Consider the following 20,878-nt stretch of genomic DNA (forward strand, 5'->3'; position numbering starts at 1 on the left):
GATAGACCACGAAGTGGGCGAGTTCGCCCACGGTGGCTTAAGAAATTTCGCGCCTGAACGGCGGCAAGGCATTGAGGATAGCTTTGCCGTAGCGCTGAGTGACCAAACGGCGGTCAAGCAAGGTGATGGTGCCCCGGTCCTCTTCGGTGCGCAGCAAGCGACCGCAGGCCTGGACCAGCTTCAAGGACGCATCCGGCACCGAGATTTCCATGAACGGGTTACCGCCCCGCGCTTCGATCCATTCGGCCAGGGCCGCCTCGACCGGATCATCCGGCACCGAAAACGGGATTTTGGCGATCACTACGTGCTCACAGTAGGCGCCGGGCAAGTCCACACCTTCGGCGAAGCTGGCCAGGCCGAACAACACGCTCGAATCCCCACCGTCGACCCGCGCCTTGTGCTTGTTCAGGGTCTCCTGTTTGGACAGGTTGCCCTGGATAAACACTTGCTTGCGCCAGTCGCGGTCGAGGCCATCGAACACATCCTGCATCTGTTTACGCGAGGAAAACAGCACCAGCGTGCCGCGCGAACCTTCGACCAGCTCCGGCAGGTCGCGGATGATCGCCGCCGTGTGGGCCGGCGCGTCGCGCGGGTCGGCTTTGAGGTCCGGCACCCGTAGCACGCCCGCGTCGGCGTGATGAAACGGGCTCGGCACCACGGCGGTGACGGCTTTTTTCGGCAGGCCGGCACGCATGCGGAATCGATCGAAGGTGCCCAGGGCCGTCAGCGTGGCCGACGTTACCAGGCAGCCGTAGGCCACGTTCCACAGGTTGCGGCGCAGCATTTCGGCGGCAAGGATCGGGCTGGCGTTGACCTCGATATCAAACAGCGCGCCGCTTTCCGACAAGGTCAGCCAGCGCGCCATCGGCGGGTTGTCTTCCGGGTCTTCAACGGTGAAGGCGGTCCACAGCTCCCAGTTACCTTGGGAACGCGACAGCAGGCTGCCGAACAACGGGTACCATTCTTCGGCCTGGTTGCTGGCGATGCCGATGTTGACCTCGCCGTCCATGCCTTCCTTGAGCAGGTCAGTCAAACGCGTGAACAGGTCGGTCAGGCGCGAAAAGCCCTTTTTCAGCTCGATGCCCATTTCGCGCATGTGCTCGGGGATCAGCCCGCCGACAAAGCGGTGACGTGGCCGCTCACGGCCTTCCACATCCTCACCGGGCTTGAAGTCGGCAACCTGCTCGCAGGCGCTGAACATGAATTGCTGCTGGGTCTTGATCTCCCGCGCCAGCTCCGGCACTTGCTCGATCAGCTTGCCCAGGTCGCCGGGCAGCGGGTGCTGGGCCAGCAGTTTGGTGAGGTTCTTGGCGGTGGTTTCCAGCCAATCGGCGGTGGAGCGCAGGCGTGTGTAGTGGGCGAAGTGGCCGATGGCTTTATCCGGCAGGTGGTGACCTTCGTCGAATACGTAAAGGGTGTCGCGCGGGTCCGGCAATACGGCGCCACCGCCCAGGGCCAGGTCAGCCAGGACCATGTCGTGGTTGGTAACGATCACATCGACCTTGCCCATGCCTTCGCGGGCCTTGTAGAAGGCGCACTGCCCGAAGTTGGGGCAATGGCGGTTGGTGCATTGGCTGTGATCGGTCGTCAGGCGCGCCCAGTCGGCATCTTCCAAAGCAGTGGGCCAGCTGTCGCGGTCGCCGTCCCATTTATTGCCGGCGAGCTTCTCGATCATGCTGGTAAACAGCTTCTGGCTGACTTCATCAACCTCGATCTTGAAACCTTCTTCTTCGAACAGCGAAGCCGTGGCGGTTTGTGCGTGACCTTCCTGCAACAATACGTCGAGCTTGGACAGGCACATGTAGCGGCCACGGCCCTTGGCCAGGGCGAAGGTGAAGTTCAGGCCGCTGTTGCGCATCAGGTCGGGCAGGTCTTTGTAGACGATCTGCTCTTGCAGGGCGACAGTGGCGGTAGCGATCACCAGGCGCTTGCCGGCAGCCTTGGCGGTAGGGATCGCGGCCAGGCTGTAGGCCACGGTCTTGCCGGTACCGGTGCCGGCCTCGACGGCCACGACCGCGGGGTCGCCACTGCGCCGACCTTCGTCGTCGGTGTCGATATCCCCGAGGACTTTGGCCACTTCGGCGATCATCAGGCGTTGGCCGTAGCGCGGTTTCAAGCTCTTGGCTTCGAGAAAACGCGAATAGGCGCCCTGGATCGTGGTTTTGAGTTCAGTGCTGATCATGGATTGTCGGGCGCAAAAAACGCTGGATAAATTTTCAGTGGTTCGGATCGGCCGCTATCATACCCCGCTAATTAATCCCGCGCAGAACGGAGTACCACAATGACCGCGTTTAGCCTCGCTTACACCCTGCATGTACTGGCCGCCCTGATCTGGGTCGGCGGTATGTTTTTCGCCTGGATGATCCTGCGCCCCGCCGCCATGGCGGCACTTGAGGGCCCTGCCCGGCTCAAGCTGTGGGCGAATGTGTTTCAACGTTTTTTCGTATGGGTCTGGGTCGCGGTGCTGGTTTTGCCGATCAGCGGCATCGGCCTGCTGCAATTGCGCTTCAGCGGTTTTGAAACCGCGCCGCGTTATGTGCAGGTGATGATGGGCTTATATCTAGTGATGACGGCGCTGTTTATCCGCATCCAGGCGTTGAAGTTCCCGGAACTGCGGAAAGCGGTGGCGGCTGAGGATTGGCCGGCGGGTGCGGCTGCGCTGGGGCAGATTCGCAAGCTGGTGGGGATCAATTTGATTGTGGGGCTGGTGGTAGTAGCAATTGCTTCGGCTCGCCCGATGTTCTGAGGCGACCTTGAGTCCGCCATCGCGGGCAAGCCCGGCTCCCACATTGAAATGCAATCACCTGTGGGAGCCGGGCTTGCCCGCGATGGCGTCAGACCCGTCGACTCAGAGCCGCTGAATAGTCACAGCACCTGCAGGCCCAGCCGGCCCCGGTTGCCCTTCCAGCCCTGGCCGCCCCTTATCGCCGCCATCGGCGCGATACACCACACAACCTTTGGACTGCCCACCTTTGCCGGGCTTACCCGCTGTCCCCGCCAAACCGCCCGCTCCGCCATCGACCCAGACCTTGATCTGCTCAGCCGGGAAGCTCTGCGGCAACTCGACCCGCACTTGCGCCCCTGCCGCGCCTGGCAGGCCATCGCCGCCGTTATCACCATTGGCGCCACGCCCGGCCGAACCCCAGGTGCAACCCGGGTCCACACCGTTGGCGCCATCCAGGCCGGCATACCCTTGGGCACCGGCGCCGCCTCGGGCATCCACCGATAATTCGTCGGCGGCCAGGGCATTGATGCGCAGGACCAGGTCCCGCCCGGCCTTGGCCGGCCGTTCATGGGTGCCCGGGGCGCCGCGCGAGGTGATCTGGCTGCCATGCTCCAGTTGCGCATTGCGCACCTGCAATTGCAGCGCGGTATTGCCGGGGGCGATGGTGATACGCGCTTCGCGGCCCAGGTGCAGCTCATCCACGCTGACCTGGCTGATCGTAGCCGGGACCAACAATGTGCCGTAGTCCGCCACATCCAGGCGTTCAAGCTGCAAAACGCTGGTGCTGCTGGGCAAACGCATCAGCGAGTTGGTTTCAACACTGACACTCTGGGCCAGGGCGATAGGGCTGACCAACAGGGCCAACAGAAAAACCTTACGCATGATTGGCCTCCTTGTTCGTTTCATTAAACGCTGCAGGCGCCGACAGGCCCCGCACATGGAACATCCCCACCAGCAGAATCTGCAAGCGGTCACGCCAGGGGTGGGCACGGTGCTTCACGCTGCTGTTGAACAACAGCAGCTCCAACAGGTGGGTAAGAAACAACAGACTGCCGGCCAGGCTGACCAACAGGTGGAACGGATTAGTCAGCGGCCGGAACAGATTGACCAGCACCACGCCCCAGAACAGCAACGTCAGACATTTTCCCAGCCCCCAAAACACTTTCATCCCGCATGCCCCTGCCTATTATTCTTTGGGCGCACAGTACCGACTTCTGCAGGCGATTTGCCAGTGAAGGATGAAAAAACTTGATGGGGATCGCCGGCAATGCCCCTGTGGCTCGCACAGGGGCAAGGATGGTCAGCGGTTGATCTGGATTTCCACGCGGCGGTTCAATGCACGCCCCTCAGCGGTTTTGTTGTCTGCTACCGGGTGGCTTTCGCCCGCACCGGTCACCGACACAAAGTTACTGCGCGGTACACCGGAACTGATCAAGTAGTCCGTGACCGAGTGGGCGCGTTTTTCCGAGAGTTTCTGGTTGTAGGCGTCTTTACCGACGCTGTCGGTATGCCCACTGACCCGCAGTTGCGCGCTCGGGGCTTCTTTTTTCAGGCGAGTGGCAATAACGTCGAGTTTGGTTTTATCCGCCGCCGTCAGCTTGGCCGAGTCGAACTGGAAGTGCACATCGCGAATCACGATGGTCTCTTCCTTAACCACGACGACTTCCTCAACCACTGCTGCCTGCACGGGCGCGGGCGGGCAACCGTTGGCATCGACCTGCACGCCTTTCGGCGTGCCTGGGCACTTGTCGCGGCTATCAGGTACACCGTCGCCGTCTTCGTCGCCGTCACCATGTACCCAGCAATAGGCGCCGGCCATGCCGCCGACCAGCAATGCGCCATAGCCCGCGTACGCAGAACTTTTTGTGGCGCCAATCGCAGCGCCGGTCACACCACCGACGGCTGCACAGGTAGGCCAATCGGTTTTTTGCAACCCTGCGCAACCTGTCAATACTCCGGTTAGCAGAACCAAGGGTAGAGCTGTCCGCATGATGCTCATGTGCTTTCTCCTGAGGGTATCGGCGGGGGCCGATGGGTGGAGTAAAGACCGCTCTTTTCATCTGCGCCAGTACGCCACACCCCCGGTTTCATTGAGGATCGCTGCACTTGCCGGACTTTTCGCCGCCGCCCGCTCTAGGCCCGCACGCTCAGCCGCGCTAGTCTCTAGGGTCCTGATGTGAGGATCTCTGATGACCGCTGGCATTTCTTCCCGTACACCCCAGCAAGCCCTGGCCGCCTTGCTCGATTTACACCAACCCAAACGCCTGTTGCTGTTGGGTGCCAGCCAGTTTCCCGCGCTGGAGGCCTTTCAAGCCGAGCATCCGCAGACCCAAGTGGCGATCGCGCCGCCCGGGCCGTTACCGGCGGAACTGGCGGCGCAGCGTTTTGACCTGGCGTTGGTGGTCGATTGCCTGGAGCACCTGTCAAAACCGCAAGGCTTGACCTTGCTGGGCGGCATTCGCAACCTCAACAGCAGCCGCATTGCCGTGCTGGTGGACCTGAGCGCCTGCGGCTGGAAGGACACCGACTTCTTCTCCCTGGCTCTGCAAGCCGGCGAGCGGTTCCAGCGCGATGAGCAGGTTCTGACGCTGTTCACCTATGATCTGCTTGACTATAAACAGGTGCCGGACTGGCTCAACGCCCGCTTCTGGGCCAACCCGGAAAACTTCGGAAAGTATTGGTGGTAACCATGAGTACATCCATATGCCCCTGCGGCAGTGGCAACCTGCTGGATGCCTGCTGCGGCCATTATCACGCCGGCCACCCCGCGCCCTGCGCCTCCGCGCTGATGCGTTCGCGCTACAGCGCCTATGTGCTGGGCCTGGTGGACTACCTGGTGGCCACCACCGTGCCTGCGCAGCAAGCCGGCCTGGACCGCGCCGCCATCGGCGCCTGGAGTGCCCAGAGCACTTGGCTGGGCCTTGAGGTGGAAAGCTCGGAGGTGTTCGGCGGCCAGCCGGAACATGCCTTCGTGACCTTTACCGCACGCTGGCACGACGGCAGCGGAGAACACAGCCACCGTGAGCAATCTTCTTTCGTACAGAATGATGGGCGCTGGTACTTCATTGACCCGACGGTTGAGGTGAAGGCCGGGCGCAATGATGTATGTTTGTGTGGCAGTGGGCAGAAATTCAAGAAGTGCTGTTCCAGCTACCTCTAATCAACTCAAGGATAACGCCATGCTCCGGATGTACAGCTTGATGCTGGCGTTGACCCTGAGTCTGACCGGCTGCGCGTCGTGGTTCGAAGACGACGCGCCCGCGCCTCACGTCTCGCTGGTGAAAGTCGAATTGGTACGCGCCAAGTTGCTGGAGCAGAAGTTCAAGCTGTACTTTCGCGTGGACAATCGCGACGACGCGGACCTCACCGTGCGCGGGTTGATCTACAAAGTCAGCCTGGGCGATTTTGTACTGACCGAAGGCGAGTCCAACGAATGGCTGACCATACCGCCGCGAAGCCATGGGTTTTTCCGGGTGTCGGTGCGTACCAACCTCTGGCCACAGATACGCGATGTGGTGCAGATGTTGAAAAACCCAACCAAGCCCGTCCCTTATCGCCTGGAGGGCGAGCTGAAAACCGGATTATTCATCGGTAATGACGTGCAGGTCGCCCACAATGGCGAGATAATCCCCGGCGATTTTATTCCGGAGCGACATCGATGACTCAGCAACCCCATGTCCATGGTCCTGACTGCAACCACGATCACGATCACGATCACCATGATCACGACCACGGCCATGTCCACGGCCCGAACTGCGGCCACGCTCACCAGGAGCCGGTGCGCAACGCCTTGAAAGACGTTGGTCGCAACGATCCTTGCCCATGCGGCAGCGAGAAGAAATTCAAGAAGTGCCACGGCGCCTGATGCCCTGATTGCAGTCAGTGGGGGAGCTGGCTTGCCTGCGATGGCGATCTGACAGATAACGATGTGTCAGCTGAACCACCGCTATCGCAGGCAAGCCAGCTCCCACATTTGTCCTGTGTTGCCAACTCAGGATTTGCGCCACAACTGCAACACCACCTCCAGTCCCCCGCCTTCGCGATTACTCAAACTCAACCGCCCTTCATGCGCCCGAGCAATGGCGTGCGCAATGCTCAACCCCAGCCCATACCCGCCCGTCTTGGCATTGCGTGAGCCTTCCACTTGCCGAGGTGTATGGCGTGCAGGGTGCTCACAACAGTCGTTGCAGATGCTGGCGGACAGCGCGGTGTGAAATGCTTCTAACGGTAGACCTAAATGTTTCATTGAATTTTTGCGCCTCGAACATCACCTATACCTACAGGCATTCGCTCATTTGGAGAGCTTCATGATCGACCTGTATTACTGGACTACCCCCAACGGTCACAAAGTATCGCTGTTCCTGGAAGAAGCCGGCCTGCCCTACAAGGTGCACCCGATCAACATTGGCCAGGGCGACCAGTTCAAGCCGGACTTCCTGAAGATCGCTCCCAACAACCGCATTCCGGCCATCGTCGATCAGAACCCGACCGACGGCGGCGCGCCGATTTCGCTGTTTGAATCCGGCGCTATCCTGCTGTACCTCGCGGAAAAAACCGGCCAGTTCATTCCAAAAGACCTGCGCGGTCGCCAGGAAGCGCTGCAATGGCTGTTCTGGCAAATGGGTGGGCTGGGGCCGATGGCCGGGCAGAACCATCACTTCAGCCAGTTCGCGCCAGAAAAAATCCCCTACGCGATTAAACGCTATGTAGATGAAACCGCGCGTCTGTACGGCGTGCTGGACCGGCGTCTGGCGGACCGTCCATTCGTGGCGGGCGAGGCGTACAGCATTGCTGACATGGCGATTTACCCGTGGATTGTTTCCCACAAATGGCAGAGCCAGCGTTTGGAGGATTTCCCCCACGTTCATCGCTGGTTCAACCGCATCAAAGAGCGGCCGGCGACGGTTCGGGCGTATGAACTGGTACAGAAAGTGAATCCGCCGAAATCCTGATTCAAAGTCTTCCTCGGTCAAAATGTGGGAGCAGGCTTGCTCGCGAATGCGGTGGTTCAGTCAGACCTTCATAGACTGACACACCGCATTCGCGAGCAAGCCCGCTCCCACATTTGATTTGCGCAAGACCCAAACTCCTGCTTGCGTCGTTTCGCCGCGCTCACTAACGTAGCGCCTTTAATGACGCTACCCCCCGCAGGAGCTTTGCCATGGCCTCGCCAGCCCTCTCACATTTTCTTCCCCGGTTCGGCGTTGCCGCGGCAGTAGCCAGTGCATTAAGCCTGGCCGGTTGCCAGATCCAGAGCACCCAGGACACCCTGCCTCCCGTTGCCGGCGTGCAGCCGATCAAAGGCCTGGCACAGAATGTTTCGGTGCGCCGCAATGCCCAGGGCATGCCGCTGATCGAAAGCAACACCTTCCATGACGCGCTGTTCAGCCTTGGTTATGTGCACGCCAGCGACCGGATCACGCAGATGGTTACCTTGCGCCTGCTGGCTCAGGGCCGTCTGGCGGAAATGTCCGGGCCAGAGGTGCTGGATGTCGACCGCTTCATGCGCGCCGTTAACCTGAAAAAAAGCGCCGGCGAGCTGTATAACGCCTCGTCACCGCGCCTCAAGCGCTTCTTTGAAGTGTATGCCCGTGGCGTCAACGCCTACCTGTTCCGCTACCGCGACAAGCTGCCGCCGGACCTGGCCCAGACGGGCTACAAGCCTGAGTACTGGAAGCCGGAAGATTCGGCGCTGCTGTTCTGCCTGCTGAATTTCAGCGAGTCGAGCAACCTGCAGGAGGAGTTGTCATCGCTGGTGCTCGCGCAAAAAGTCGGCGTCGACAAACTCGCCTGGCTCACCCCAAGCGCGCCGGATGAACCGATCCCACTGGCCGAAACCGACAAGCTCAAAGGCGTGAACCTCAGCCAGATCACCGGCCTGGCCGGTTTGGAAAGCGTCGGTCAGCAACTGAGCAGCTTGAATGCTCTGGCCGTCACCACGTCAAGCAACTGGGCCATCGGCCCGCAACGCAGCCGCAGCGGCAAAAGCTTGCTGGCCAGCGACCTCGCGGCCCAGCCGCAAGCACCGTCGCCGTGGAACTACGTGCAGATTCGCGCGCCGAAATACCAGGCGGTCGGCGCCTCGATTGCCGGGCTGCCGACCCTGCTGTCGGGCTTCAACGGCAAAGTGGCGTGGAGCATGAGTGCGGTCAAAGGCGATACCCAGGACCTGTTCCTGGAGAAGGTCAAGCGCCAGGGCAGCGCGTTGTACTACGAGAACAACGGCAAATGGCTGCCGGCCGCCGTGCGTAATGAAACCTACCTCGCCAAGGGCCAGCGGCCGATTCGCGAAGTGGTGTACGAAACCCGCCACGGCGCCCTGCTCAACAGCAGCCAGGCCCTGACCAGCGGTTTCGGCCTGGCCCTGCAAACCGCCGATTTCAAGGATGACAAGAGCCTGGATGCGTTCTTCGACCTGTCCCGCGCACAAAGTGCCGGCAAGGCCTCGGATGCGACCCGGGAAATCCGCGCCATCGCACTGAACATGATTTTCGCCGACGCCAGCAGCATTGGCTGGCAAGTCACCGGCCGCTTCCCCAACCGCCGCGAAGGCGAAGGCCTGCTGCCCTCGCCGGGCTGGGACGCGCGTTTTGACTGGGACGGTTACGCCGACGCGATGCTGCACCCGTACGATCAAGACCCGGCCCAAGGCTGGATCGGCACCGCCAACCAACGCACCGCGCCACGCGGCTATGGCATGCAGCTATCCAACTCCTGGGATGCACCGGAGCGCAGCGAGCGTCTGGGGCAACTGGCCAACGCCGGCAAGCATGACACCCGCAGCATGATCGCCATGCAGTACGACCAGACCACCTTATTCGCCGCCAAGCTCAAGACCATGTTCCAGGCGCCGGGTATGGCCCAGCCGCTGAAACAGGCAATCGATGCATTGCCGGCGGCCGACGCGGCCAAGGCACGCGAGGCGCTGAATCGCCTGATGGCCTTTGATGGCCGTCTGGCGCCGACTTCCGCCGACGCGGCGATCTACGAGCTGTTCCTGCAGGAAAGCACCAAACAGATCTTCCTCGACGAACTCGGCCCGGAAAACAGCGCCAGCTGGAAAGCCTTTATCAGCAATGCCAACGTGTCCTACTCCGCCAACGCCGACCACCTGCTGGGCCGCGAAGACAGCCCGTTCTGGGATGACGTGCGCACCGCGCAAAAAGAAGACAAGCCGGCGATCCTTGCCCGCAGCCTCGCCGCCGCAATCAGCGCCGGCGACAGCCAACTCGGTGGCGATCACAAGGCCTGGCAGTGGGGCAAGTTGCACAGCACCACCTGGAAAAACACCAGCGGCCAAGTGATTCGTGGCCCATTCGCCAGTGGCGGCGACCACAACACCTTGAACCCGGCACCTTACAGCTGGGGCCAAGACTTCGCGACGACCCAAGTGCCGGCGCTGCGCATGATCATCGACTTCGGCCAGGCCGAACCGATGATGGGCCAGGGCGGCATCGGCCAGTCCGGCAACCCGGCCAGCCCGAACTATGCGAACGGCATCGACCCGTCGCTCAAGGCGCAATACCTGAGCTTCCCGATGCAGCCGCAGAACTTTGACAAGGTGTATGGGAAGACCCGGTTGACCCTGACGCCTGGCAAGTAACCCGGTTTCTTACTGAAGAAACCGGATCAAAAATGTGGGAGCGGGCTTGCTCGCGAATGCGGTCGATCAGTCACTGAATAGTTGGCTGAACCACCGTATTCGCGAGCAAGCCCGTTCCCACATTGACCTTATGCATTCCGATAGAACTTCTCGCCCCACCGTCCCCTCATACCTGATAAGCCCATCGCCCCCGGCACGCCCATGGACCTTGTCATCGCCCGGCCCGAAGGCCTCTACTGCCCCGCCGGAGATTTTTACATCGACCCCTGGCGGCCGGTGGAGCGCTCGGTCATCACTCACGCCCACGGCGACCACGCCCGCACGGGCAACCAGCACTATCTGGCGGCCGCGCCCGGCGAAGGCATTCTGCGCTCGCGGTTGGGCCAGGACATCAACCTGCAAACCCTGGCCTACGGTGAAAAACTCGTACACCACGGCGTCACGTTGAGCTTTCACCCCGCCGGGCATGTGCTCGGTTCAGCCCAGGTGCGCCTGGAATACCAGGGCGAAGTCTGGGTGGCATCCGGTGACTACAAGGTCGAACCCGACGGCACGTGCGCCCCCTTCGAGCCGGTGCGTTGCCACACCTTTATCACCGAATCCACGTTTGGCCTGCCGATCTACCGTTGGCAGCCCCAGGCGCAGATTTTCGCCGGGATCAATGCCTGGTGGCAGGCCAATATCGCCGCCGGCAAGGCCAGCGTGCTGTTCTGTTATTCCTTCGGCAAAGCCCAGCGCATCCTGCATGGCATCGATGCCAGCATCGGCCCGATCCTCAGCCACGGTGCGGTCGAACCGTTGAACCGCGTGTACCGCGAGGCCGGGGTCTACATCCCCGAAACCCTTTACGCCGGCGACTTTAAAAAAACCGACCCGCTGCTGCGCCAAGCCTTGATCATTGCGCCACCTTCCGCCGGAGGCAGCAGCTGGATACGCCGCTTCGGCGACTACAGTGACGCGTTCGCCAGTGGCTGGATGCGCCTGCGCGGCACCCGGCGACGGCGCGGTGTGGACCGGGGCTTTGTGCTGTCGGACCACGCCGATTGGCCCGGCCTGTTGTGGGCCATCGAACAAACCGGCGCCGAACGGGTGATGGTCACCCACGGCTCCGTAGGCGTATTGGTGCGCCACCTGCGCGAAAAAGGCCTGGACGCCCAGGGCTTCACCACCGAATACGGTGATGATGAAGAAGAGGCCACGGCATGAAAGCGTTCGCCGAGTTGTACGCCAACCTCGACGCCACCACTTCCAGCAACGCCAAGCTCGCCGCGCTGCAAACCTACTTCCGCCAAGCACCGCCACAGGATGCTGCGTGGGCGGTGTACTTCCTGTCCGGCGGGCGGCCTCGTCAACTGGTCCCCACGCGCCTGCTGCGGGACATGGCCACCGAAGCGTCGGGCATCGAACCCTGGTTATTCGAGGAGAGTTACCAGTCAGTCGGCGACCTGGCGGAGACCATTTCCCTGCTGTTACCGGAATCGACCTACACCTCGGAAGACGGTCTGGCGGTATGGCTGGAAGAAAAGCTCCTGCCCCTGCGCGGTCTGCCACCACTGGAACTGGCCGAACGCCTGCCCGCGTTGTGGGCGCGGCTGGATCAACCCAGCCTGATGGTGTGCATCAAATTGATCACCGGCAGTTTTCGCGTGGGCGTGTCTAAATTGCTGGTCACCCGCGCCCTTGCTGCCATGGCCGACCTCGACAGCAAACGGGTGGCCCAGCGCTTGGTGGGCTACACCGACCTGTCTAACCGTCCGACAGCCGAAGGCTACCTTAAGCTGATCGCCGCCGAATCGTGCGACGAACATGCGCAACGCGGCGGACAGCCTTATCCCTTTTTCCTCGCCCATGGGTTGGCACAACCGGTGGAGCAATTCGACGCCCTGCTCGGCCCGCCCGCCGACTGGCAGGTGGAATGGAAATGGGATGGCATCCGCGCGCAGCTGGTCAAGCGTGAGGGTCGCCTATGGGTCTGGTCTCGGGGTGAAGAGCTGGTCACCGAGCGATTCCCTGAACTGCACAGCCTGGTGAGTGGCCTGCCGGATGGCACCGTGATCGACGGCGAAATCGTGGTGTGGAAGCACGCAGTGCAACCTTTCGCACTGCTGCAACAGCGCATTGGCCGTAAAACCTTGAGCAAGAAAATCCTCGAGGAGGCACCGGTCGCTGTATTGGCCTACGACCTGCTGGAGTATCAGGGCGAAGATTGGCGCAGCCACACCCAGGCCGAGCGCCGCGCCCAGCTTGAGCACGTTATTGCCCAGTGCAACCAACCGGTACTGCTGCCATCGCCGCTGCTGACCGGTAACAGCTGGGCGGACCTCGCCCGACAACGTGAGAGCTCTCGCCGCCTCGGCGTGGAAGGCATGATGCTCAAGGCGCGTGATGGCCTCTACGGCGTAGGCCGCACCAAGGACATGGGCGTGTGGTGGAAATGGAAAGTCGACCCGTTCAGCGTCGACGCCGTGTTGATTTACGCCCAGCGCGGCCATGGCCGACGTGCCAGCCTGTATAGCGACTACACCTTTGCGGTGTGGGACGGCCCGCCCGGAACTGAACGCACGCTGGTGCCCTTCGCCAAGGCGTATTCAGGCCTGACCGACGAAGAAATGCGCAAGGTCGACGCCATCGTGCGCAAAACCACGGTGGAAAAATTCGGCCCGGTCAGCAGTGTGACGCCGAGCATGGTGTTTGAGCTGGGGTTCGAAGGGATCGCCCTGTCCAAGCGGCACAAAAGCGGGATTGCAGTGCGGTTTCCCAGGATGCTGCGCTGGCGCCAGGATAAGGCGGTGGATGAGGCCGACAATCTGGGAACGCTGCAGGACTTACTGGCCTGACTCTTCTTCACCAACACCATCAATCATCGTGGGAGCCGGGCTTGCCCGCGATGGCAGTGGGTCAACTGAAGAGGACTTAGCTGACCCACCGCCATCGCAGGCAAGCCTGCTCCGACATTTTTATCCTCGGACGCCTCGAAATGGTGCACTGAAAAATCAATGCCCGTTTTCGGGCATCTCCTACACTCAGAACTCCCTCGTCCTTCCTTTTAAAACGATCATTCGGAACGACATTCGGAACTATGGTGCAGAAATTGCTACTTGTGATCCGTCTGACACCGTTCAGTAACAGTCATAAACGCGCCACAAGCGCTTATCTTGGTTTCCAGGGATTACATAATGAAAAAAGCATTGCTGACCCTTTCTGCACTGGCTCTGTGCATGGCTGCTGGTGTTGCTACAGCCAAGGAATACAAGGAATTGCGTTTTGGTGTCGATCCTTCCTATGCGCCGTTCGAATCCAAGGCCGCCGACGGCAGCCTGGTAGGCTTCGATATCGACCTGGGCAATGCGATCTGCGCCGAGCTGAAGGTCAAGTGCAAGTGGGTCGAAAGTGACTTTGACGGCATGATTCCAGGCCTCAACGCCAACAAGTTCGACGGTGTGATTTCCTCGATGACCGTGACCGAAGCCCGTGAAAAGGCGATCGACTTCTCCAGCGAGCTGTTCTCCGGCCCGACTTCGCTGGTGTTCAAGAAAGACGCGAACTACTCCACCCCTGAGTCGCTCAAGGGCAAATCCGTGGGTTACGAGCAAGGCACCATCCAGGAAGCCTACGCCAAGGCCGTACTGGATAAAGCCGGTGTAACCACCAAGGCTTACGCCAACCAGGACCAGGTGTACGCCGACCTGACTTCCGGCCGTCTCGACGCTTCGGTGCAGGACATGCTGCAAGCCGAACTGGGCTTTTTGAAGTCGCCAGCGGGCGCTGACTACGAAGTCAGCAAGGCCATCGACGACCCACTGCTGCCAGCCAAAACTGCGGTCGGTATCAAAAAAGGTAACAAAGACCTCAAGGCCCTGCTCGATAAAGGTATCAAAGCGTTACACGATGATGGCACCTACGCCACCATCCAGAAGAAACACTTTGGCGATCTGAACCTGTACAGCGGTAAATAACACCCCGGCGCCCACCTGTTTCAGGTGGGCGCTTTTTTATCGCCATAGGTCCTGAATTCATGTTTGAAGATCTTTTGCAAACCCTGGGGCTGAGTGCCTTCAGTTTGAAGGGGTTCGGCCCGCTGTTGCTGCAAGGTACGTGGATGACCGTGAAACTGTCGGTCGCCTCCCTGGCCGTCAGCGTCCTGCTGGGCCTGATCGGCGCCAGCGCGAAACTGTCCAGCGTCAGCCTGATCCGCATCCCCGCCCAGCTCTACACCACCTTGATTCGCGGCGTGCCCGACCTGGTGCTGATGTTGCTGATTTTCTACAGCCTGCAAATCTGGCTGACCGGTTTTACTGACTTCATGGAATGGGACTACATCGAAATTGACCCATTCAGCGCCGGGGTTATCACCCTGGGCTTCATCTACGGTGCCTATTTCACCGAGACCTTTCGCGGCGCAATCCTCGCGGTACCACGTGGCCAGCTCGAAGCGGCGACTGCCTATGGGCTTACTCGCGGGCAGCGGTTCCGCTTCGTGACCTTCCCGCAGATGATGCGCTTTGCCCTGCCGGGCATCGGCAACAACTGGATGGTGATGCTCAAGGCCACGGCGCTGGTGTCGATCATCGGCCTGGCGGACCTGGTCAAGGCTGCCCAGGATGCGGGCAAGAGCACCTATCAACTGTTCTACTTCCTGGTACTCGCCGCGTTGATCTACTTGTTGATCACCAGCGCCTCAAACTTCGTCCTGCGTCGGCTTGAACGTCGCTACTCCGCTGGGTCCAGGGAGGCCGTGCGATGATCGAACTTCTGCAGCAATACTGGCGCCCTTTCCTTTATAGCGACGGCCAGCACATCACCGGGCTGGCGATGACCATGTGGCTGCTCAGCGCCTCGCTGGTCTTTGGTTTTCTGGTGTCGATCCCGCTGTCCATCGCCCGCGTGTCGCGCAAACGCTCTATTCGCTGGCCGGTGCAGTTCTACACCTACCTGTTTCGTGGCACGCCGCTCTATATCCAACTGCTGATCTGCTACACCGGGATCTACAGCATTGCCGCAGTGCGGGCACAGCCGGTGCTGGATGCGTTCTTTCGCGATGCGATGAACTGCACCATCCTGGCGTTCGCCCTCAACACCTGCGCCTACACCACCGAGATTTTCGCCGGGTCGATCCGCAGCATGGCCCACGGTGAAGTCGAAGCGGCCAAGGCCTATGGCCTGAGCGGCTGGAAGCTGTATGCCTATGTGATCATGCCGTCAGCCCTGCGCCGCTCATTGCCGTACTACAGCAATGAAGTGATCCTGATGCTGCACTCGACCACGGTAGCCTTTACCGCGACGGTGCCGGACATTCTCAAGGTTGCCCGGGACGCAAACTCGGCCACCTACATGACCTTTCAATCATTCGGTATCGCTGCGCTGATCTACCTGACCGTAACCTTCGCCCTGGTCGGTCTGTTTCGTTTGGCAGAGCGCCGCTGGCTGGCCTTCCTCGGGCCAAGCCACTAAGGAGCATTCATGCGTCATCAGGTACACGAACTGATCGCGCCGGTGCCAGGTACGGCGCGGCAGATTCACAGTTTCCACTTCGGCCCGGAACAGGCTGAAGGCAAGGTCTACATCCAGTCATCGCTGCATGCCGATGAGCTGCCGGGCATGCTGGTGGCCTGGCACCTCAAGACGTGCCTGGCGAAACTGGCGACGGCCGGGCGTTTGCGCAGCGAAATCGTGCTGGTGCCCATCGCCAACCCGGTGGGCCTGGAACAGGTGTTGATGGACATTCCACTGGGTCGCTACGAGCTGGAAAGCGGGCAGAACTTCAATCGCCTGTTTGTCGACCTCAGCGACGAGGTTGGTAATCAGGTCGAAGACCTGCTGGGAGAGGATCCCAAGCACAACGTCGAACTCATTCGCGACGCACTGAGCCTGGCCCTTGCGGCGCACACCGCCGAAACCCAGTTGCAATCCCAACGCCTGGTACTGCAACGCCTGGCCTGCGACGCTGACATGGTGCTGGACCTGCATTGCGACTTCGAAGCCGTGGCGCACCTGTACACCACGCCCGACGCATGGCCGCAGGTGGAGCCATTGGCACGCTATATCGGCTCGGAAGCCAACTTGCTCGCCACCGATTCCGGCGGACAGTCTTTTGATGAGTGTTTCACCCTGGTGTGGTGGCAGTTGCAGCAGCGCTTCGGCGAGCGCTTCCCGATCCCCATGGGCAGCTTTTCGGTGACCGTCGAACTGCGCGGCCAAGGCGACGTCAACCACGGCCTGGCCAGCCTCGATTGCCAGGCGATCATCGACTATTTGATTCACTTCGGCGCCATTGCCGGCGAAGCAGCGCCATTGCCCGACCTGCCCTACCCGGCCACCCCGCTGGCGGGTGTCGAGCCGGTCACTACGCCTGTCGGCGGCTTGCTGGTGTTCTGCGCCCTGCCCGGTGAATACCTGGAGGCTGGGCAACTGATCGCTGAAATCATCGACCCTATTACTGACCGCGTAACGCCCGTGCACTGCAAAAACGCCGGCCTGCTTTACGCCCGTTCGCTGCGGCGCATGGCCACTGCCGGGATGGTGATCAGCCATGTCGCAGGCCATGAGGCCTACCGCAGCGGCTACCTACTTTCGCCTTGAGGATGCACGCCCCATGTACAAATTGACCGTTGAAGGCCTGCATAAAAGCTATGGCGACAATGAAGTGCTCAAAGGTGTTTCGCTCAAGGCCAAGACCGGTGACGTGATCAGCCTGATCGGCGCCAGTGGCTCGGGCAAAAGCACCTTTTTGCGCTGCATCAACTTTCTGGAAACCCCCAACGACGGCGCGATGACCCTCGACGGCCAGCAGATCCGCATGGTCAGCGACCGCCACGGCATGCGCGTGGCCGACGACGCCGAACTGCAACGCCTGCGCACACGGCTGGCGATGGTGTTCCAGCATTTCAACTTGTGGAGCCACATGAGCGTGCTGGAAAACATCACCATGGCCCCGCGCCGGGTGCTGGGTTGCAGCAAGAAGGACGCCGAAGACCGCGCCCGTCGCTACCTGGACAAGGTGGGTTTGCCGGCGCGCGTGGCCGATCAATACCCGGCGTTCCTGTCCGGTGGCCAGCAGCAGCGTGTGGCCATCGCCCGCGCTCTGGCCATGGAACCTGAGGTGATGCTGTTCGACGAACCCACCTCGGCCCTCGACCCGGAGCTCGTGGGTGAAGTGCTTAAAGTGATTCAGGGGCTGGCCGAGGAAGGCCGCACCATGATCATGGTCACCCACGAAATGAGCTTTGCCCGCAAGGTGTCGAGCCAGGTGCTGTTCCTGCACAAGGGCCTGGTGGAAGAGCAAGGCACGCCCGAGGATGTGCTGGGCAACCCGAAGAGTGAGCGCCTGCAGCAGTTTTTGAGCGGTAATTTGAAGTAAACCTTTGCGGCGCCTGGAGGGTCTTTGAAAGAGAACCTCCAGAGCGTCAGCCGCCCTATGGCAAAACCCGTCGACTTCGCAAAACAATGGTTTGCCGCAAAGGGCTGGAAGCCGTTCGCCTTTCAAAAGGCCGTATGGGCAGCGGTCAAAGAGGGCCAATCGGGGTTGCTGCATGCCAGCACCGGCGCGGGTAAAACCTATGCACTGTGGTTTGCCGCCCTCAATCGTTTCGCCATCACTCGCCCGCCCACCACCGGCAAACGCAAAGCGCCTGCTGAGCCGCTCACGGTGTTGTGGATCACGCCCATGCGTGCATTGGCCGCCGACACTGCACGCGCCCTGGAAGCGCCGCTTGCGGCCTTGCAGATTCCCTGGAGCGTCGGCCTGCGCACCGGCGACACCAGCAGCAGCGAACGCGCACGCCAGACCCGTCGCCAGCCCACCGCACTGGTCACCACACCGGAAAGCCTTACGTTGATGCTGGCGCGTGCCGACAGTGAAACGAGCCTGGCGCACCTGCGCATGGTGATCGTGGATGAGTGGCATGAACTGATCGGCAATAAACGCGGCGTACAACTGCAACTGGCGTTGGCGCGTTTGCGGCGCTGGCATCCGGAACTCGTGGTGTGGGGGATTTCGGCAACGCTGGGTAATCAGGCCCACGCATTGGAGGTCCTGGTCCCACAAGGCGGCGGCATCAATGTGCAGGGGCAAACGGCGAAAGAGCTGAAGGTCGACACCCTCTTGCCGCCCATCGCTGAGCGTTTCCCCTGGGCCGGGCATATCGGTTTGAAAATGTTGCCGCAGGTCGTGGCCGAAGTGGATACCAGCAGCAGTTGCCTGGTGTTTACCAATACGCGGGCGCAGTCGGAGATTTGGTACCAGGCGTTGCTGGAAGCGCGTCCGGATTGGGCCGGCGTGATTGCCCTGCACCACGGCTCGCTGTCCCGGGAGACGCGTGACTGGGTGGAACGGGCCTTGAAGGACGGCCAGCTCAAAGCGGTGGTGTGTACTTCCAGCCTGGACCTGGGCGTGGATTTCCTGCCGGTGGAGCGGGTGCTGCAGATCGGCTCGGCCAAAGGCGTGGCGCGCTTGATGCAGCGCGCCGGGCGCTCGGGGCATGCGCCGGGACGGCCGTCACGGGTGACGCTGGTGCCAACCCACAGCCTCGAACTGGTGGAAGCCGCCGCCGCCCAGGATGCGATTGCCCAGCGGCGCATCGAAGCCCGAGAATCGCCTTACAAACCTTTGGATGTGCTCGTACAACACTTGGTGAGCATGGCCCTGGGCGGTGGTTTTACCCCCCAGGCGCTGCTGGCGGAGGTGCGCGGTGCCTGGGCGTATCGCGACCTCACAGACGCTGATTGGGCCTGGGCGCTGGGGTTTGTGCGCCATGGTGGCCTGTCACTGACTGCCTACCCGGATTATCGCCGTGTAGAGCCCGACGAACAGGGTATCTGGCGTGTCCCGGATGCCCGCCTGGCGCGCCGTCACCGCATGAGCGTGGGCACTATCGTCAGCGACGCGAGTATTCAGCTGAAATTCTGGAGCAAGGGCGGTGGCGGCAAGAACCTGGGCAGTGTCGAGGAAGGCTTTATCGCCCGGCTCAAACCCGGTGATGGTTTTCTGTTTGCCGGGCGTTTGCTGGAGCTGGTGCGGGTGGAAAACATGACCGCCTATGTGCGACGCAGCACCGCGAAAAAAGCTGCCGTGCCGCGCTGGAATGGCGGGCGCATGCCGCTCTCCAATGAGTTGGCCCAAGCGGTGGTTGAGCGTTTTGATGCCGCCGCGCACGGGCGTTATGACGGCCCGGAGATGCGGGCGGTGCAACCGTTACTGCAAACCCAGTTGCGCTGGTCGGGCCTGCCAACGCGCGAGCACTTACTGGCCGAAGCCCTGAAATCGCGGGAGGGCTGGCACCTGTTTCTTTACCCGTTTGCGGGGCGCCAGGTGCATCTGGGGGTGGCGAGTTTGTTGGCGTGGCGGGTCAGCCAACTGCAGCCGGTGACCTTTTCGATTGCCGTGAATGATTACGGGCTGGAACTGTTGAGTGCCACGCCGGTGGATTGGCCTCGTTTACTGAACGAGGCGCTGCTGAGTCCGGCGAACTTGTTGTTGGATGTAGCGGCCAGCCTCAACGCGGGTGAACTGGCCCTGCGCCGCTTTCGCGAAATCGCACGCATCGCCGGGCTGGTGTTTGCCGGCTACCCCGGCGCGCCGAAAAGCACCCGTCAGGTGCAGGCGTCCAGCGGCTTGTTCTATGAAGTGTTCAAGCAATATGACCCGCAGAATCTGCTGCTGACCCAGGCCGGGGAAGAAGTCCTGCGGGACGAGTTGGATATTCGTCGCCTGGAAGACACTCTGCGCCATCTGGTGGCGCTGAAGCTGGACCTGCATGTGATCGAACGGCCGACACCGTTGGCCTTCCCACTGCTGGTTGAGCGGATGCGCGAAAGCATGAGCTCGGAAAAGCTGTCCGAGCGCATTGCGCGGATGGTCAGGGACCTGGAAAAAGTCGCGGATAACGGGGAGCGCTAAGAGTGTACTCAGTGATGCTTGAGGGTGAGGACGTGTGGTTGCTGGCTGAGAAGGCGCTGTACTGGCCTGCTCGCCAGTGCCTGCTGATTGCCGATGCGCATTTTGGCAAAGCGTCGGCCTATCGCAGCCTGGGGCAGCCGGTGCCACAGGGCACGACCTCGGAAAACCTTCAACGCCTGGACCGGCTGTTGTCGGCCTTGCCGTGCGCGCAGGTGATCTTTCTCGGGGACTTCCTGCACGGCCCCGGCTCTCACGCCAGCGGCACCCTGAGCGCCTTGAGAGCCTGGCGAGCGTGCAATCGCGACCTGAGCCTGACCTTGATTCGTGGCAATCACGATAAACGCGCAGGCGACCCGCCTGCCGACTTGAGGATTGAGGTGGTTCCCGAGCCGCTGCTGATGGGGCCGTTTGCGTTGCAGCATGAGCCGGACGCCCACGCCAGCCACCATGTACTGGCGGGGCATGTGCATCCGGTGTATCGGTTGCGTGGCAAAGGCCGCCAGAGTCTACGGCTGCCGTGCTTTCAGATCGGCTCGCGTATCAGCTTGCTGCCGGCGTTTGGCGCCTTTACAGGTGGCTTTGCAGTGGAACAGAGCATGGATCAACAGATCTTTGTGATCGGCGATGAGGACGTCTGGCCGGTGCGCTGACGTGC

At 61.4% G+C, this 20,878-nt stretch carries 21 protein-coding genes; 16 read left to right on the forward strand and 5 right to left on the reverse strand.

The genetic code is table 11. The features are described from left to right. Positions 1 to 37: 37 nt before the first annotated feature. Positions 38 to 2,182 carry an ATP-dependent DNA helicase DinG gene (dinG, locus tag ACI77D_RS10400; RefSeq protein WP_064451190.1) on the reverse strand — a complete coding sequence of 715 codons (2,145 nt, stop codon included), beginning with the start codon at positions 2,180 to 2,182 and terminating at the stop codon, positions 38 to 40. A 99-nt stretch (positions 2,183 to 2,281) separates the two neighbouring features. Between dinG and ACI77D_RS10405 the strand changes: the two genes are divergently transcribed. Beyond that, on the forward strand, positions 2,282 to 2,746 hold the full coding sequence (locus ACI77D_RS10405) for a CopD family protein (RefSeq protein ID WP_128586855.1): 465 nt from the start codon (positions 2,282 to 2,284) through the stop codon (positions 2,744 to 2,746). A 102-nt stretch (positions 2,747 to 2,848) separates the two neighbouring features. Here the strand turns inward: ACI77D_RS10405 and ACI77D_RS10410 are convergent, their stop codons facing one another. The 3 genes from ACI77D_RS10410 to ACI77D_RS10420 form a co-directional block, all read right to left on the reverse strand. Next, entirely contained in the window at positions 2,849 to 3,607 is a 759-nt protein-coding gene (locus ACI77D_RS10410) for a collagen-like protein (protein WP_221294139.1), read from the reverse strand. Further along, positions 3,600 to 3,893 (reverse strand): DUF1145 domain-containing protein, encoded by a 294-nt coding sequence (locus ACI77D_RS10415; protein WP_064451187.1) that lies wholly within the window; start codon positions 3,891 to 3,893, stop codon positions 3,600 to 3,602. The genes ACI77D_RS10410 and ACI77D_RS10415 overlap by 8 nt, the downstream gene beginning before the upstream one ends. Positions 3,894 to 4,025: 132 nt before the next feature. Beyond that, positions 4,026 to 4,724, reverse strand: coding sequence for an OmpA family protein (locus ACI77D_RS10420; RefSeq protein ID WP_262667235.1), 699 nt, complete (start codon positions 4,722 to 4,724; stop codon positions 4,026 to 4,028). A 190-nt stretch (positions 4,725 to 4,914) separates the two neighbouring features. Here ACI77D_RS10420 and ACI77D_RS10425 point away from each other — a divergent pair, with 190 nt between their 5' ends. From ACI77D_RS10425 to ACI77D_RS10440, 4 genes are read left to right on the forward strand one after another with little or no spacing between them, the layout of a single operon-like run. Continuing rightward, positions 4,915 to 5,412, forward strand: a complete 498-nt coding sequence (locus tag ACI77D_RS10425; protein ID WP_064451185.1) for a DUF6231 family protein — start codon at positions 4,915 to 4,917, stop codon at positions 5,410 to 5,412. Between the two features lie 2 nt (positions 5,413 to 5,414). Next, complete coding sequence (locus ACI77D_RS10430) at positions 5,415 to 5,885, forward strand: YchJ family protein (RefSeq protein WP_064451184.1); 471 nt, start codon at positions 5,415 to 5,417, stop codon at positions 5,883 to 5,885. A 19-nt stretch (positions 5,886 to 5,904) separates the two neighbouring features. Beyond that, on the forward strand, positions 5,905 to 6,387 hold the full coding sequence (locus ACI77D_RS10435; RefSeq protein WP_064451183.1) for an LEA type 2 family protein: 483 nt from the start codon (positions 5,905 to 5,907) through the stop codon (positions 6,385 to 6,387). Beyond that, positions 6,384 to 6,590 carry an SEC-C metal-binding domain-containing protein gene (locus tag ACI77D_RS10440; protein WP_034137262.1) on the forward strand — a complete coding sequence of 69 codons (207 nt, stop codon included), beginning with the start codon at positions 6,384 to 6,386 and terminating at the stop codon, positions 6,588 to 6,590. The genes ACI77D_RS10435 and ACI77D_RS10440 overlap by 4 nt, the downstream gene beginning before the upstream one ends. Positions 6,591 to 6,716: 126 nt before the next feature. Here ACI77D_RS10440 and ACI77D_RS10445 read toward each other — a convergent pair whose 3' ends face one another. After that, a complete protein-coding gene (locus tag ACI77D_RS10445) occupies positions 6,717 to 6,971 on the reverse strand; it encodes an ATP-binding protein (protein ID WP_407016534.1) in 255 nt (84 codons plus the stop codon). A 61-nt stretch (positions 6,972 to 7,032) separates the two neighbouring features. Between ACI77D_RS10445 and ACI77D_RS10450 the strand changes: the two genes are divergently transcribed. From ACI77D_RS10450 to pdeM, 11 genes are all read left to right on the forward strand, one after another. Next, positions 7,033 to 7,677 (forward strand): glutathione binding-like protein, encoded by a 645-nt coding sequence (locus ACI77D_RS10450; RefSeq protein WP_064451182.1) that lies wholly within the window; start codon positions 7,033 to 7,035, stop codon positions 7,675 to 7,677. Positions 7,678 to 7,886: 209 nt separating this feature from the next. Continuing rightward, a complete protein-coding gene (locus tag ACI77D_RS10455; RefSeq protein WP_407016535.1) occupies positions 7,887 to 10,328 on the forward strand; it encodes a penicillin acylase family protein in 2,442 nt (813 codons plus the stop codon). Positions 10,329 to 10,529: 201 nt separating this feature from the next. Further along, positions 10,530 to 11,534: a ligase-associated DNA damage response exonuclease gene (locus tag ACI77D_RS10460; protein ID WP_064451180.1), complete on the forward strand. Its 1,005-nt coding sequence runs from the start codon at positions 10,530 to 10,532 to the stop codon at positions 11,532 to 11,534. Continuing rightward, a complete protein-coding gene (locus ACI77D_RS10465; RefSeq protein WP_407016536.1) occupies positions 11,531 to 13,165 on the forward strand; it encodes an ATP-dependent DNA ligase in 1,635 nt (544 codons plus the stop codon). The genes ACI77D_RS10460 and ACI77D_RS10465 overlap by 4 nt, the downstream gene beginning before the upstream one ends. 339 nt (positions 13,166 to 13,504) lie before the next feature. Beyond that, on the forward strand, positions 13,505 to 14,284 hold the full coding sequence (locus ACI77D_RS10470) for a transporter substrate-binding domain-containing protein (RefSeq protein WP_407016537.1): 780 nt from the start codon (positions 13,505 to 13,507) through the stop codon (positions 14,282 to 14,284). 59 nt (positions 14,285 to 14,343) lie between these two features. Next, a complete protein-coding gene (locus ACI77D_RS10475; RefSeq protein ID WP_221294137.1) occupies positions 14,344 to 15,072 on the forward strand; it encodes an ABC transporter permease in 729 nt (242 codons plus the stop codon). Beyond that, entirely contained in the window at positions 15,069 to 15,779 is a 711-nt protein-coding gene (locus ACI77D_RS10480; RefSeq protein WP_221294136.1) for an ABC transporter permease, read from the forward strand. Before ACI77D_RS10475 ends, ACI77D_RS10480 begins: the two co-directional genes overlap by 4 nt. A gap of 9 nt (positions 15,780 to 15,788) precedes the next feature. Further along, on the forward strand, positions 15,789 to 16,907 hold the full coding sequence (locus tag ACI77D_RS10485; RefSeq protein WP_407016539.1) for a succinylglutamate desuccinylase/aspartoacylase family protein: 1,119 nt from the start codon (positions 15,789 to 15,791) through the stop codon (positions 16,905 to 16,907). Between the two features lie 13 nt (positions 16,908 to 16,920). Continuing rightward, positions 16,921 to 17,685 carry an ABC transporter ATP-binding protein gene (locus ACI77D_RS10490; protein ID WP_064451175.1) on the forward strand — a complete coding sequence of 255 codons (765 nt, stop codon included), beginning with the start codon at positions 16,921 to 16,923 and terminating at the stop codon, positions 17,683 to 17,685. Positions 17,686 to 17,742: 57 nt separating this feature from the next. Further along, positions 17,743 to 20,223: a ligase-associated DNA damage response DEXH box helicase gene (locus ACI77D_RS10495; protein ID WP_407016557.1), complete on the forward strand. Its 2,481-nt coding sequence runs from the start codon at positions 17,743 to 17,745 to the stop codon at positions 20,221 to 20,223. 14 nt (positions 20,224 to 20,237) lie between these two features. Continuing rightward, positions 20,238 to 20,873: a ligase-associated DNA damage response endonuclease PdeM gene (gene pdeM / locus ACI77D_RS10500; RefSeq protein ID WP_221296056.1), complete on the forward strand. Its 636-nt coding sequence runs from the start codon at positions 20,238 to 20,240 to the stop codon at positions 20,871 to 20,873. Positions 20,874 to 20,878: the final 5 nt, after the last annotated feature.

Origin of the sequence: Pseudomonas sp. O39, from assembly GCF_045447295.1 — a bacterium.
Taxonomy (GTDB): Bacteria; Pseudomonadota; Gammaproteobacteria; order Pseudomonadales; family Pseudomonadaceae; genus Aquipseudomonas; species Aquipseudomonas antarctica_A.

Bases quoted from the DNA above. Each gene is read 5' to 3' on its own strand.
- ACI77D_RS10410 (WP_221294139.1), bottom strand. From the start codon at position 3,607: ATGCGTAAGGTTTTTCTGTTGGCCCTGTTGGTCAGCCCTATCGCCCTG.
- ACI77D_RS10440 (WP_034137262.1), top strand. From the start codon at position 6,384: ATGACTCAGCAACCCCATGTCCATGGTCCTGACTGCAACCACGATCAC.
- ACI77D_RS10465 (WP_407016536.1), top strand. From the start codon at position 11,531: ATGAAAGCGTTCGCCGAGTTGTACGCCAACCTCGACGCCACCACTTCC.
- ACI77D_RS10475 (WP_221294137.1), top strand. From the start codon at position 14,344: ATGTTTGAAGATCTTTTGCAAACCCTGGGGCTGAGTGCCTTCAGTTTG.
- ACI77D_RS10415 (WP_064451187.1), bottom strand. From the start codon at position 3,893: ATGAAAGTGTTTTGGGGGCTGGGAAAATGTCTGACGTTGCTGTTCTGG.
- ACI77D_RS10420 (WP_262667235.1), bottom strand. From the start codon at position 4,724: ATGAGCATCATGCGGACAGCTCTACCCTTGGTTCTGCTAACCGGAGTA.
- ACI77D_RS10460 (WP_064451180.1), top strand. From the start codon at position 10,530: ATGGACCTTGTCATCGCCCGGCCCGAAGGCCTCTACTGCCCCGCCGGA.
- ACI77D_RS10435 (WP_064451183.1), top strand. From the start codon at position 5,905: ATGCTCCGGATGTACAGCTTGATGCTGGCGTTGACCCTGAGTCTGACC.
- ACI77D_RS10480 (WP_221294136.1), top strand. From the start codon at position 15,069: ATGATCGAACTTCTGCAGCAATACTGGCGCCCTTTCCTTTATAGCGAC.
- ACI77D_RS10495 (WP_407016557.1), top strand. From the start codon at position 17,743: ATGGCAAAACCCGTCGACTTCGCAAAACAATGGTTTGCCGCAAAGGGC.
- ACI77D_RS10405 (WP_128586855.1), top strand. From the start codon at position 2,282: ATGACCGCGTTTAGCCTCGCTTACACCCTGCATGTACTGGCCGCCCTG.
- ACI77D_RS10445 (WP_407016534.1), bottom strand. From the start codon at position 6,971: ATGAAACATTTAGGTCTACCGTTAGAAGCATTTCACACCGCGCTGTCC.
- ACI77D_RS10430 (WP_064451184.1), top strand. From the start codon at position 5,415: ATGAGTACATCCATATGCCCCTGCGGCAGTGGCAACCTGCTGGATGCC.
- dinG (WP_064451190.1), bottom strand. From the start codon at position 2,182: ATGATCAGCACTGAACTCAAAACCACGATCCAGGGCGCCTATTCGCGT.
- ACI77D_RS10450 (WP_064451182.1), top strand. From the start codon at position 7,033: ATGATCGACCTGTATTACTGGACTACCCCCAACGGTCACAAAGTATCG.
- ACI77D_RS10485 (WP_407016539.1), top strand. From the start codon at position 15,789: ATGCGTCATCAGGTACACGAACTGATCGCGCCGGTGCCAGGTACGGCG.
- ACI77D_RS10470 (WP_407016537.1), top strand. From the start codon at position 13,505: ATGAAAAAAGCATTGCTGACCCTTTCTGCACTGGCTCTGTGCATGGCT.
- pdeM (WP_221296056.1), top strand. From the start codon at position 20,238: ATGCTTGAGGGTGAGGACGTGTGGTTGCTGGCTGAGAAGGCGCTGTAC.
- ACI77D_RS10455 (WP_407016535.1), top strand. From the start codon at position 7,887: ATGGCCTCGCCAGCCCTCTCACATTTTCTTCCCCGGTTCGGCGTTGCC.
- ACI77D_RS10490 (WP_064451175.1), top strand. From the start codon at position 16,921: ATGTACAAATTGACCGTTGAAGGCCTGCATAAAAGCTATGGCGACAAT.
- ACI77D_RS10425 (WP_064451185.1), top strand. From the start codon at position 4,915: ATGACCGCTGGCATTTCTTCCCGTACACCCCAGCAAGCCCTGGCCGCC.